Source organism: Stenotrophomonas panacihumi, assembly GCF_001431645.1.
Taxonomy (GTDB): Bacteria; Pseudomonadota; Gammaproteobacteria; order Xanthomonadales; family Xanthomonadaceae; genus Stenotrophomonas_A; species Stenotrophomonas_A panacihumi.
In genome coordinates this window covers 1-12,370 of the sequence record NZ_LLXU01000110.1, presented here as the reverse complement: position 1 = coordinate 12,370, position 12,370 = coordinate 1, and the positions used below count along the sequence as shown (strand labels likewise).

Genomic DNA, 12,370 nt, shown 5'->3' with positions numbered 1-12,370 from the left:
CTGGCCCTTGGTGCACGGCGCCATCGCGCTGCAGGACGCGCCGTGCACCAAGGGCCAGCAACAGGTGATCGACATGCAGCGCCCGCAGGACCCGCCGCCGCGCCAGGCCAGCACCGACGATGTCCCGGCCGCGGCGGCGCCCTCGGTACTCGCGCCGCGCGAAGTCCGCATCATCCAGACGCCCGCGCCACAGCCGATGTACGAATGCGTCACCGAGGAAGGCCAGCGCTATACCAGCGACTCGCCGGACGGCAATCCGCGCTGGGTGCCGACCTGGACCTACGCCTATGCCGGCGGCCGCCCGCGTCCGCCCGGCCCACGTCCGCCCAACGGTGGGCCGCCGCCCGGTCCGCCGGACGGTGGCCATCGCCCGCCGCCGGGTCCGCGCCCGGGCGGCGCGGTGATCGTGCCGTATGGCAGCGTGCAGATCCGCGACGAATGCCACGCCCTGCCGCAGCGCGAAGTGTGTTCGCGGCTCAGTGACCGCCGCTGGGAAATCATCCGCCGCTACAACAGCGCCCTGCAGAGCGAACGCGAACAGCTCACGCGCGAACAGCGCGGCATCGACGCGCGCATGGAACAGGATTGCGGCGGCACATGAAGCGATGGCTGCCCTGCCTGCTGTGGCTCGCCCTGGCCCGGCCAGCGACCGCGCAGGAGATCGTGATCTACCGTTGCACCGACGCACGGGGCAACCTCGCCGTGCAGAACCAGCCGTGCCCGAAAGGCACGCGGCAGGAAAAGCGCACGATGCAGACACCCGCGGCCGCGCCCCTGCCACCGCCGCCTACGCCGGTCGCCCCGCCGCCGATCCCGGAGGCGCCGCAGGAAGTGAAAGCCGAGCAGCCCCCGCCGGCCGCGCCCCCGCCGGTGGTCGAGAAGCCGGCGCCGCCGGGGCTCTACACCTGCAAACGCCGCGACGAAACCCGCTACCTCACCCAGGACCTGGCCAACACCAGCTACTGCGTGCCGATGCAGGTCACCGGCCTGGACGGCAACCCGCGCACCGGCGCGGGCGAAGCCTGCGAAGTGGTGAAGGACGCCTGCGAGCCCGTCGCCGACGACCAGCTATGCACCGCCTGGCAGCAACGCCTGGAGGAAGCCGAAACGCACTGGCGCTTCGCCACGCCCGAACACGCGGCCACGCTGCAGCAGGAATACGCGCGCGTGCGCGAGCTCGTCGCCGCCAGCCGCTGCGCCGATGGCGCCGCCCCGCCGCCGGCGGGCGATCAGAAGCCGTAGCGCAGGAAGCCGCCGTCCACGGCGATGCATTCGCCGGTGATGTAGCTCGACGCCGGCAGGCACAGGAACGCCACCGCCGCGGCCACCTCCTCCGGCTCGCCGATGCGGCGCATCGGCGTGCGCTCCAGCACCTGCTCATAATAGTCCGGGTCCGACAACGGCCCGGACGTGCGCCGCGTGCGGATGTACCACGGCGCCACCGCGTTGACGCGCACGCCGTCCTCGGCCCACTCGGCGGCCAGGTTGCGGGTCATCTGGTGCATCGCCGCCTTGCTCATGCCGTAGGGCGCGCCGCTGCGCACATGGGTCAGCCCGGATACGCTGCCGACATTGACGATCGCCGAGGTGGCGTGTCGCGTCAGCAGCGGATGCGCATAGCGCGAGAGCTCGAACGCCGAATAGAGGTTGGTCTCGAAGATGCCGCGCCACTCGTCCTCGGTGTAATCCACCGCGGCGCGGGTGACGTTGCCGCCCGCGTTGTTGATGAGCAGGTGCAGGCCATCGACGTGGTCCTCCACCCAGTCCAGCACCGCGCGGCGGTCCTCCTCGTCGCTGACGTCGGCCGACAGCCCGTGCAGCGCGCGCGCGGGGAACTCGTCCTGCAGCTCGTCGCGCACCTGTTCGAGCATGTCGGCATCGCGCGCGACCATCAGCACGTCGGCGCCCAGGCCGAGCAGCTCGCGGGTGATCGCCAGGCCGATGCCGGCACTGGCCCCGGTGACCAGGGCGGTCTGCCCGTCCAGCCGCCAACGTTGCTCTGACACGCGTGTCTCCCTTGCGATGTGGTGCGCGGATGCGCGCCGGATACGGGGTTAGGATACCCCCACGCTCCCGGGAGGCCATGACCATGAAGCCACGCTCGCTGCTCCTTCCCTGCCTGGCCGTGCTCGTGCTCGGCGCCTGCCAGCGCCCGCCGCCGGCGCCGACCGAGCAGCGGCCCGAACCGCAGGCCACCGCCCTGCGCGACGCGGTGAACGCACCGCTGGACAAGGCCAGGGACGTCCAGGCCACCGTCGATGCGTCGGCGGCGAAGCAGGATGCGGATATCGAGGCGGCGACGCAGTAACCGGCCACCATCCCGCGCAAACAAAAACGCCGGCCCGAAGGCCGGCGTTTTCGTCATGCACCCTGCGCGCTTACAGCCCGCAGAAGCAGTACGCCAGCGCCTTCACCGGCGGGCCGCCGGCCTTGGCCTGCTGCACCGCGTCCTCGGCGAAACGCAGCTGCGTATCCACTTCCGGCAGCGTGCGCGCCAGCATCACCCGGCCCAGGCCGGATTCGCCCAGCGCCCACGCACCGGCGCGGCTGCCGGCGAAGCCGCTCATGAACTGCGCGAACGGCGTGGCCTGCTTCTCGATGTAGCGCACGCGGAACTTGTCCTTGCCCAGCTTCGCCCGCGAGGCGGCATCGGCGATGGCCGCCTTCATGCCACCCAGCTCGTCCACCAGCCCGCGCTCCTTGGCCTGCGCGCCGCTCCACACGCGGCCGCGGGCGATCTTGTCGATCGCTTCCACCGGCTGCTTGCGCGCCTGCGCGACCTTGCCGGTGAAGTCGGCATAGCCCTTGTTGATCACCGACTGGATCAGCTGGCCCACCGCCGGGTCCATCGGCTTGGAGATGTCGAACGCACCGGCAAAGCGGGTGGTGCCCACGCCGTCGGTGTGCACGCCGATCTTGTCCAGCGTGCGGGTGATGTTCGGGATCAGGCCGAAGATGCCGATCGAGCCGCTGATGGTCGACGGATCGGCATAGATGCGGTCGGCATTCATGCTGATCCAGTAACCGCCGGAAGCGGCCAGGTCGCCCATCGACACCACCACCGGCTTGCCGGCGGCCTGCAGGCCCACCACCTCGCGACGGATCTGCTCGGAAGCGAACACCTCGCCACCGGGCGAATCCACGCGCAGCACGACGGCCTTGACGTCCTCGTCCTCGCGCGCGGCGCGCAGCAGCGCGGCGGTCGATTCACCGCCGATGCGTCCGGCCGGCTGGTCGCCGCTGGTGATCTCGCCGGCCGCCACCACCACCGCCACCTGCGGACGCGAATCCACCGGCGAACGACGCGTGTCCAGCTGCGCCAGGTAGGTGTCCAGGTCGACGTTGCGGAAGCCTTCGTCGGCATCCTTGTCGGCCATGCCGCGCTCGGTGAGCAGGCGGTCCACTTCCTCGCGGGTCTTCAGGCCATCCACCAGCTTCTGCTGCAGGGCGAACTTGGCCAGGTCGCCGCCCGCGGCGGCCACGCCCTCGGGCAGGGTGTCGATGCCGGCGGCCAGCTGCTGGGCGGTGAGCTTGCGCGCCGTGGCGATGTCGCCCAGGTAGCGCTGCCACACGTCGCTCATCCAGAACAGGTCCGCTTCCTTGGCATCGGCCGAGGCAGCGTCGAGGATGTACGGCTCGGCGGCGGACTTGTACTCGCCCACGCGGAACAGGTGCACGTCCACGCCCAGCTTGTCCTGCAGGCCGGTGCGGAAGTACTGGCGATAGCGCCCCAGGCCTTCGAGCACCAGGCTGCCCATCGGGTCCAGGTAGACCTCGTTGGCCTGCGCGGCCATCAGGTACTGCCACTGGCTCAGGTTCTCGCCGAAGGCCACGACCTGCTTGCCCGACGCGCGCAGCTCGCCCAGCGCGGCGGCCACTTCACGGGTGGAGGCGAAGCCGGCCGGCTGCAGCTTGTCCAGGTCCAGCAGCACGCGCTCGATGTGCTTGTCCTGCCGCGCCGCGTCGATGGCGCGCACCAGGTCGCGCAGCTGGATCTCCTCGGCGCCCTTGTCGCCGACGGCCCGCGCCAGCGCACGGCTCACCGGGTCGGCGCTGAACTGCTCGACCAGCTTGCCTTCCGGCGCGATCACCAGCGTCGTGCGGTCCATCAGCGGCTTGACGCCGTTGCCGCGCACCGACACCGCGACGAAGATCATCACGAACAGGAACAGCAGGCCGAAGAACACCAGGTTGAGGATCAGCCGGCGGGTGAAGTTCATCACGTCCCACAGCCCGACGAAGAAGCTGGCGATCGGTCCGCGACGCACAGGTTGGTTCATGGAAAGCTCCGTAGTAGGCAAGCACCTTTTGCCACGGATGCCAGCATACCCGCTGGCCCGTGGGCGGGCATGCGCAGAAAGTCAGGGTGACGTCGGCAACGGTCGCCGGCTGCTGGCGCGAAAGCGCAGGCCCATCAGCACGGCGGCGGCGGTCAGGCCGATGATCAGGCCGATCCACATGCCCTGCGGCCCCCAGCCCAGCCCCAGGCCGAGCCCGGCGCCCAGCGGCATGCCCAGGCCCCAGTAGGCGAACATCGCCAGGAACATCGGCACGCGGGTGTCCTTGAGCCCGCGCAGCGCGCCGGCCGACAGCACCTGGATGCCATCCGGGAACTGGAAGGTGGCCGCGAACAGCAGCAGCGTGGAGGAGAGCGCGGCCACGGCCACGTCGTTGGTGTAGACGCCGACGATGGCGTCATGCCCCAGCAGCAGCGTGCTGGCCGACAGCGTCTGCGTGCCCAGCACGATGGCATAGCCTGCCCACGCGGCGCGGCGCAGGCCCAGCGCGTCGCCGCGGCCCACCGCATGGCCCACGCGCACGGTGGTGGCCTCGGCCACGCCCATCGGGATCATGAAGCACAGCTGGGAGACGTTGATGGCGATCTGGTGCGCCGCCGCCTCCGTGGCGCCGAGCCGGCCGATCAGCAGCGCGGTGACGATGAACAGCCCGCCTTCCATGAGCACGGTGATGCCGATCGGCAGGCCCGTGCGCAGCAAATCGGCGATGGCGCGCCAGCGCGGGCCTTCCAGGTGCGCGAACAGCTGCAGGTGGGCGAAGCGCCTGGCCCGCCACAGGTACAGCGCGAACGCGCCGGCCTGCAGCCACATCATCGTGGCCGAGGCGATGCCCAGCCCTTCGGCGCCGTGTTCGGAAAAGCCCAGCTTGCCGTAGGTCAGCACGTAGCCCAGCGGCGCCAGCACCAGCAGGCCACCGAAGCCGAGCAGCATGGTCGGCAGCGTCCAGTGCATGCCTTCGCTGAGGTAGCGCATGCAGAAGAACAGGGTCAGCGCCGGGCCGCCCCAGCGCACGGCATGCAGGAAGGCGGTCGCGCCGGGCACGATGTCCGGGGCGATGCCGAACCCCGGCAGCAGCGGCGGCACCGCGCTGAGGAAGGCGAACATCACCAGCCCCAGGCCCAGCGCCAGCCACAGCGCCTGGCGGAACAGCGGGCCGATCTCGCCATCGCGGCCGGCGCCGTGCAGCTGCGAGACCGAGGCGGTCAGCGAGATCAGCGTGCCGATCGGGATCAGCATCGGCAGCCACAGCAGCGCGGTGCCGATGGTGACCGCGGCCAGGGTGTCGGTGTGGTGGTGGCCGGCGATGACGTTGTCGACGAAGCCGATCAGGCCGGTGGACACGTGGCCCAGCACCAGCGGCAGGGCGAGCAGGAAGGTGGCGCGCACCTCGGAAAGGAAGCGCGGCGGCGTGGCGGAGACGGACATGGGACAGGCAGGGCAGCTACTGCGGTCGCGCCGGGGGACAGGCGTCTGGCACCGGGTAGTGCGGGCCGCTATCTTACCCGCGCCTCCCTTGCCCGCCCATGACGGCCCGCCCCACGATGAGCGCATCGCACGCAGTCCCCGCCGATTGTGAGAACTGCCAGACCCCGCTCCAGGGCCACTACTGCCACGCCTGCGGGCAAAGTGCGCACAACCCGGTGCGCAGCTTCGCCCACGCGGTGGAGGAAGTCTTCGAATCGTTCTGGCACCTGGACGGGCGAATTTTCCGCACCCTGCGCGACCTGCTGGTGCCGGGCCGGCTGGCCAACGCGTACCTGGAAGGCAAGCGCGTGCGCTACATCCCGCCGCTGCGCCTGTTCGTGGTGCTGAGCCTGCTCACTTTCTTCGTGGCGAAGATCGCGGTGCACATCGACAGCGACGGGAAGGACAACGACGCCCGCACGCAGGCCACCGCGCAGCTGCGCGGCAACTTCGATCAGGCCAGGACGCCGGAGGAAGTGGAACTGCTGCGCCGCAAGCTCATCGATGCGCTGAAGGAAGGCCGCGCGCAGATGCCCGCGAACATCCCCGGCGCGCGCGCCGGCTTCGACGCCAGCATCGCCAATATCGACAAGCAGGCGCAGCGCCGGCTCAAGGCGATCGGCGCGCCGGTGACGGTGGCGCCGGAAGCGGAGTTCGCGTCGAGCGATGCGGACAAGGACCTCGGCGAATCCACGCCGTTCGAAAGCCCGATGCCCGGCTTCGCCAACCGCTGGGTCGACGAGCAGGTCAAGCGCATCAACAACAACGTGCCGCGCCTGCAGGAAGACCCGCAGCGCGCGGTCAACGCGTTCTTCGCCGCGGTGCCTTCCACGCTGTTCGTGCTGGTGCCGCTGTTCGCGCTGCTGCTGAAGGTCTTCTACTTCTTCTGCAAGCGCGGCTACCTGGAGCACCTGGTCGTGGCGCTGTACAGCCACGCCTTCCTGCTGCTCGACCTGCTGGTGGTGCTGCTGCTGAGCCTGCTGGGCACGGCCGTGGCCTCGTGGGGTGCCTGGGCCGCCGGCCTCATCGGCCTGCTGCAGTTCGCGCTGGTGATGTGGATGCCGGTGTACCTGCTGCTGATGCAGCAGCGCGTCTATCGCCAGTTCTGGCTGGTGACGGTCATCAAGTACTGCACGATCGGCGGCATCTACTTCACCGTGGTGATCTTCGCCGCCACGCTGCTGGCGGTGGCCAGCATCGCGCGGATCTGAGCGCGCCTCAGCGCGCCAGGTGGGTGCTCAGCCAGCGCGCGCGTGCGGCCGCCGGCTGGGCCAGCAGGTCGTCGCGCACGCGGGCGCGGTCCTGCGGCGCGGTGCGCTGGGAGATCACCGACAGCTGGCCGAGCTGCGCATCGTCCAGCGCGTGCAGCAGATCCAGCACCTGGCCGCGCTGCGCCTGCGGCACGTAGCCGAACATCGGCTGCAGGCCGGCGTAGTGGCGGCCGAGCTGCGGGCCGAGGCGCCAGCCGTCGCGGTACATCTGGTCCATCGCGTCGAAACGCGTGCGCAGTGCCTGCTGCTGGTCCGGCGGCAGCGCCGCCAGCCTGGCCTGCGACTGGCGGATGCGCGCGCGCTCGCCATCGTCCAGGGCACGCCACGCGGCGTAGCGGGCCCGGGCGTCCTGGCGCGCGGCCTCGTCCAGCGACGACCACGCCGGCGGCGCGATGGCGGCAGCCGGCGGCAGGGCGCCGGTGGTCTCGTCCAGCGGCGCGGGCAGCGACTGCGCCACGACAGGGGCTACCCAGGCGCACAGCAAGGCGAGCGCGCAGCGGCGGCGCTTACTCATCATCGGTGACGGTCTCCATGCCGGCGGCGGCGAGGTCCGGCGCGGTGGGACGCGGCTCGGATTCGTCGGCCGGTACTGGCCCGCCCGCGGCGAACCAGGCGTAGAAATCGGCCTGCCGCGCCAGCGCGAGGTCCGGGTCGGCGAGCATGGCCGCGTCGGCGGCATCGGCGCCGGGGCCGGGCGTGCGCGACTCCTGCGGATCGGGCAGGTCTTCGGCCGGCAATTCTTCCACCACGGCGGGCGCGGCATCGGTGACATGCAGGGCGCCGGCCGGCGCCTGGCTCACCGGCTCCGGCGGCAGCACGACGTGGTGGCGGTTACCCAGCCACCACGCCAGCGCGGCCAGCACGAGCGCCACCACGACCACCCCCGCCATCCACGGGCGCCAGCGGAAGCGGCGACGTTCGCGCGGAGTGCGGGGTGCGGCGGGGCGATCGCGTTCGGCGCGCAGCGGCGTGGCGGTGGGGCGCGGTTCGCGCAGCTCGGCCAGGCGTTCCAGCCGGGCCGGCGGCAGTTCGCGCAGCTGGCGCTGAGCGGCTTCGGCCAGCTCGCGCCAGGCCTGGGCATCGGGGTGGCCAGCGGCGTCACGCGGGCAGGCACGGGCCAGGGCACGGCGGTAAGCCTCCACGTCCACGCCCAGCACGTCGGCGGCGGCGTCCTCGTCCAGGCCCACCACGATGCGCAGCAACAGGGCCAGGCGGTCCTCGGCGGCCAGCGGGGCCAGCGCCACCAGCCCTTCCGGCCAGTGCGGGGTCCTGCCGGGCTCGCGCAGGGCGGGCGTGGCGGCCAGCAGGGCCCAGAAGCGGTTCGGCCAGACGGCCATCGGCCACTCGCCCGCCCGGGCCTGGAAGGCCCGGAAGGTGGCGGCCAGGCCGCGCTCGGCCTGTTCGAGGTCGCCGCACTGCAGGTTGGCAAGGGTATCGGCCCGGCGTTCCACGCCCTTCAGGAAAGCGGACAGGGCGGTGGGGGAGGCCGCGGAATCGGCTGCGGACCTGGCGCTCATGGGTACTCCGTCATCGCCGCATGATAGCGAGCGGGCATCGCTTAGGCGCGCTTGACAGCCAGACCCGCTTGCGCTCGGCCGGCGCCGGCTGCCTGGGTGGTTGTGCACAGCACTAAAAGCGCTGTCATGTACGCCGGCCGGTGACGCGGAAAAGCCATGTTTCAAGCGTGTTTCACGATCAAGTGCATGATTTTGAAAAGAAAAAACAATGTGGCGATTTTTTGTCCAAGGTATCCGGAACCCCTGTGAATCGACCTTCACGGCGTGGAGCACGGGGGAAACTCACAGCTTTATCCACAGGCTGTGTGGATAAGGGCAAATCCCCAATCACAGCGCTTATTTACGTCTGGTTTATCGACGCCGACCACAGGAACAGGCGGCAAGTACCGACGCCTTCTGGAGGGCATCGGGATAGACTGAATGGACATGTCGCCCCCCGTCCCCACCCTGCGCGTCGCGCTGCCGGTTCCGTTGCCGCAGCTGTTCGACTACCTCCCGCCCGGGGCGGCGCCACCGGGCCCAGCGGACGTCGGCCGTCGGCTGCGGGTGCCGTTCGGCAACCGCGAACTGGTGGGGGTGGTCGCCGCCCTGGGCGAAGTCGATGCCGCCACCTTGCCCGCCCTGCGCGAGGCCACCGACTGGTGCGACGAGACCCCGCTGCTGCAGGGCGAGCTGGCGCAGTCGCTGCAGTGGCTGGCCCGCTACACCCATGCCCCGCTCGGCGAGGTCATCGCGACCGCGTTGCCCGGCCCGCTGCGACGCGGCGAGCCGCTGCCCGACACCCATGCCTGGGGCTGGGTCCTCACCGAGGCCGGCCACACCGCCGCGCCGCGCCTGCGCGCCGGCACCCGTCCGGCCCGGCTGGCCGCCCTGCTGTCCAGCGGCCCGGTGGACGAGGACCGGCTCGACGAAACGATGGACGAATGGCGCACCGCCGCCCGCGCCCTGGCCAAACGCGCGCACGCCGAACGCGTGCCGCTGGCGGTGACGCCCGCGCCGCCCGAAGTTGCCCCCGGCCCCATGCTCAACGCTTCGCAGCAGGCGGCCGTGGAGGCGATCCGCGCCGCCGACGGCTTCGCCTCGTTCCTGCTCGACGGCGTCACCGGCAGCGGCAAGACCGAGGTCTACCTGCAGGCGATTGCCCACTGCCTGGCGCAGGGCAGGCAGGCGCTGGTGCTGGTGCCGGAGATCGGCCTCACCCCGCAGACGCTGGCGCGTTTCCGCGCGCGGTTGCGGGTGCCGGTGCACGCCCTGCACTCCGGGTTGTCCGACAACGAGCGCGCGCGCGTCTGGGCGGCTGCGCAGCGCGGCGAGGCGCGGTTGATCGTCGGCACGCGCTCGGCCGTGTTCACGCCGCTGCCGCAGGCCGGCCTGATCGTGGTGGACGAAGAACACGACGGCAGCTACAAGCAGCAGGACGGCATCCGCTATCACGCACGCGATTTCGCGCTGGTGCGCGCCAAAGCGCTCGGCGTGCCGGTGGTGCTGGGCAGCGCGACGCCCTCGCTGGAATCGCTGCACAACGCGCAGGCCGGCCGCTACACGCTGCTGCGCCTGCCGCACCGCGCCGGCGAAGCGAAGCCGCCCGGCGTGCGCATCCTCGACGTGCGCAAGCGGCTGATACAGGACGGCCTCTCGCCGGAAGTGCTCACCGGCATTGGCCAGGCGCTGGCGGCGGGCGGCCAGGTGCTGGTGTTCAAGAACCGGCGCGGCTACGCCCCCGCGCTGCTGTGCCACGACTGCGGCTGGACGGCGGCCTGCAAGCGCTGCAGCACGCCCGAGCACCGCACGCCGATGACCGTGCACGGCGCCGGGCGACGCCTGCAATGCCACCACTGCGGCGCGCGCCAGCCGGTGCCCCTCGCCTGCCCGGACTGCGGCAGCCTCGCGCTGCAGCCGCAGGGCGTGGGCACCGAACGGCTGGAAGCGCGACTGGTCGAAGCCTTCCCCGACTACCCCGTGCTGCGCATCGACCGCGGCACGACCCAGCGCCGCGATGCGCTGGAAACGCAGCTGGCCCGCCTGGGCGAAGCGCCGGGCATCCTGGTCGGCACGCAGATCCTCGCCAAGGGCCACGACCTGCCGCAGCTGAGCCTGGTGATCGTGGTGGGGATCGACGAGGGCCTGTTCTCGGCCGACTTCCGCGCCAGCGAGAAGCTGGCGCAGCAGCTGATCCAGGTCGCCGGCCGTGCCGGCCGCGCGCACCGCGCCGGCGAGGTGTGGCTGCAGACGCATCATCCGGACAACGCGTTGCTGCAGACCTTGGTCAACGGCGGCTACCACGCCTTCGCGCATGCGGAGCTGCAACAGCGCGAGGCCGCCGGCTTCCCGCCGTTCGCGCACCTGGCGCTGTGGCGCGCCGAGGCGAAAGACCCGCAGGTGGCGCAGCAGTTCCTCGATGAAGTGCGCCGGCTCGAACCCGCGCATGACACGGTGGACCGCTTCGGCCCGATGCCCGCGCCGATGCCGCGCCGCGCGGGCTTCCAGCGCAGCCAGCTGCTGCTCTCCGCCGCGCAGCGCGCGCCGCTGCACCACCTGCTCGATGCGATGGTGCCGGCGATCCACGCGTTGCCGCTGGCGCGGCGCGTGCGCTGGTCGCTGGATGTCGACCCGATGGACCTGTACTGATCTAGCCGCCGGCTTTTGGCTTCGCTTTCGGCGCCGCCGCCGGCGCGGGCTTGTTCCTGGGTTTGTCGCGCACGTAGATCACCTGCTCCACCTGCCGCACCTCGAACAGGTCGGTGGCGCGGATCAGGTCGCTGAGCTTGCGGTAGCCGTAGTTGCGCGAATCGAACGAGGCCTGGTTGGCCACCTGCTTGCCCACCGCGCCCAGGTGCGCCCAGCCGTCGTCGTCGGCGGCCGAATCGACCGCGCCACGCAGCAGCTGCACCAGGCGCGTATCGCCGCGCAGCGCCTTGCCGTCCTTCGGCGCGGTGGCCGAGGAGACATCATCCGCCGCGCGCGGCGCGCCCAGCGCTTCGACGTAGGTGAACTTCGAGCACGCGTTGACGAACGGCTCGGGGGTTTTCTTCTCGCCGAAGCCGTAGACCTTCATGCCATCGGTGAGCAGGCGCATCACCAGCGGGGTGAAGTCGGCGTCGCTGGAGACGATGGCGAAACCGTCGAGGTTGCGCGCATACAGCAAGTCCATCGCATCGACGACCATCGCCATGTCCGAGGCGTTCTTGCCGCTGCTGTAGGCGAACTGCTGCATCGGGCGGATGGCATGGGTGTGCAGCACCGCTTCCCAGCCTTTCAGGTGCGGGCTCTTCCAGTTGCCATAGGCGCGGCGCACGTTGGCCACGCCGAAGCGGGCGATTTCCGGCAGGATCAGCTCGATTTTCGAAGCCGGCGCGTTGTCGGCGTCGATCAGCAGCGCGATGCGTTTTTCCGGTGACTCGATCATGCGTCCTCCAGGCTGTCCTCGGCGGCGGCGTCGGGATCCTCGCTGCAGTCTTCCGGCGTGCAGGCGTCTTCTTCAACCGCCGACTGGTCATCCAACTCGAAGCGCGCGCCGTTGGCCAGCGTCAGCACGCCTTCGGTGATGATTTCCTGCTCGGCGCCGAGCGACACGAAGTTCGCCTGCACCTTGCCGTTGCCGCGGTCGCCTTGCAGGCGGAAGACGAACTCCTCGGCCCCCGGCGCGCTGCCGGTGGCGATCAAATCCACGTTCATTTCGCGGATCGTGCCGATGTGTTCCTGCACCGCGGGCTGCGCCTGCAAGGCGTCCTGCGCCTGCGTGGCGAACAGCTTCCAGCCGGTGCCGACGCCCCAGGCAATCAATCCCCCGACCAGCGCGAAGAACAGCAGCACCGCGGCG

The 12,370-nt window shown here is 71.0% G+C and carries 12 protein-coding genes; 5 read left to right on the top strand and 7 right to left on the bottom strand.

The genetic code is table 11. The features are described 5' to 3' along the window. Positions 1–601 (top strand): hypothetical protein (locus ARC20_RS18550; protein ID WP_081418211.1); only part of this gene is annotated, 601 nt, incomplete at its 5' end. After that, the gene (locus ARC20_RS18845) at positions 598–1,242 is read left to right on the top strand and encodes a DUF4124 domain-containing protein (RefSeq protein WP_057648304.1); all 645 of its coding nucleotides are present in this window, start codon (positions 598–600) and stop codon (positions 1,240–1,242) included. The genes ARC20_RS18550 and ARC20_RS18845, both read left to right, overlap by 4 nt. On the opposite strand, the gene ARC20_RS14340 is transcribed toward ARC20_RS18845, so the two are convergent. Beyond that, positions 1,230–2,006, bottom strand: a complete 777-nt coding sequence (locus tag ARC20_RS14340; protein WP_057648302.1) for an SDR family oxidoreductase — start codon at positions 2,004–2,006, stop codon at positions 1,230–1,232. The two genes, ARC20_RS18845 and ARC20_RS14340, sit on opposite strands and share 13 nt — an antisense overlap. Before the next feature lie 83 nt (positions 2,007–2,089). On the opposite strand from ARC20_RS14340, the gene ARC20_RS14335 reads away from it, so the two are divergent. Then, positions 2,090–2,308, top strand: a complete 219-nt coding sequence (locus ARC20_RS14335; protein WP_057648310.1) for a hypothetical protein — start codon at positions 2,090–2,092, stop codon at positions 2,306–2,308. A gap of 70 nt (positions 2,309–2,378) precedes the next feature. Here ARC20_RS14335 and sppA read toward each other — a convergent pair whose 3' ends face one another. Both sppA and ARC20_RS14325 read right to left on the bottom strand, forming a co-directional pair. Continuing rightward, on the bottom strand, positions 2,379–4,280 hold the full coding sequence (gene sppA, locus ARC20_RS14330; RefSeq protein ID WP_057648301.1) for a signal peptide peptidase SppA: 1,902 nt from the start codon (positions 4,278–4,280) through the stop codon (positions 2,379–2,381). Between the two features lie 81 nt (positions 4,281–4,361). Beyond that, the gene (locus tag ARC20_RS14325; RefSeq protein ID WP_057648299.1) at positions 4,362–5,723 is read right to left on the bottom strand and encodes an MATE family efflux transporter; all 1,362 of its coding nucleotides are present in this window, start codon (positions 5,721–5,723) and stop codon (positions 4,362–4,364) included. 116 nt (positions 5,724–5,839) lie between these two features. Here ARC20_RS14325 and ARC20_RS14320 point away from each other — a divergent pair, with 116 nt between their 5' ends. Then, the gene (locus tag ARC20_RS14320) at positions 5,840–6,973 is read left to right on the top strand and encodes a DUF3667 domain-containing protein (protein WP_057648298.1); all 1,134 of its coding nucleotides are present in this window, start codon (positions 5,840–5,842) and stop codon (positions 6,971–6,973) included. Positions 6,974–6,980: 7 nt separating this feature from the next. Here the strand turns inward: ARC20_RS14320 and ARC20_RS14315 are convergent, their stop codons facing one another. Both ARC20_RS14315 and ARC20_RS14310 read right to left on the bottom strand, forming a co-directional pair. Beyond that, positions 6,981–7,547, bottom strand: coding sequence for a DUF3106 domain-containing protein (locus tag ARC20_RS14315; protein WP_081418210.1), 567 nt, complete (start codon positions 7,545–7,547; stop codon positions 6,981–6,983). Beyond that, positions 7,540–8,550 (bottom strand): RNA polymerase sigma factor sigma-70 region 4 domain-containing protein, encoded by a 1,011-nt coding sequence (locus ARC20_RS14310; protein WP_057648296.1) that lies wholly within the window; start codon positions 8,548–8,550, stop codon positions 7,540–7,542. The genes ARC20_RS14315 and ARC20_RS14310 overlap by 8 nt, the downstream gene beginning before the upstream one ends. A 426-nt stretch (positions 8,551–8,976) precedes the next feature. On the opposite strand from ARC20_RS14310, the gene ARC20_RS14305 reads away from it, so the two are divergent. Next, positions 8,977–11,178 carry a primosomal protein N' gene (locus ARC20_RS14305; protein ID WP_057648306.1) on the top strand — a complete coding sequence of 734 codons (2,202 nt, stop codon included), beginning with the start codon at positions 8,977–8,979 and terminating at the stop codon, positions 11,176–11,178. A gap of 1 nt (position 11,179) precedes the next feature. Here the strand turns inward: ARC20_RS14305 and ARC20_RS14300 are convergent, their stop codons facing one another. After that, the gene (locus tag ARC20_RS14300) at positions 11,180–11,956 is read right to left on the bottom strand and encodes an NYN domain-containing protein (protein ID WP_057648294.1); all 777 of its coding nucleotides are present in this window, start codon (positions 11,954–11,956) and stop codon (positions 11,180–11,182) included. Next, positions 11,953–12,370 (bottom strand): hypothetical protein (locus tag ARC20_RS18545; protein WP_057648292.1); only part of this gene is annotated, 418 nt, incomplete at its 5' end. The genes ARC20_RS14300 and ARC20_RS18545, both read right to left, overlap by 4 nt.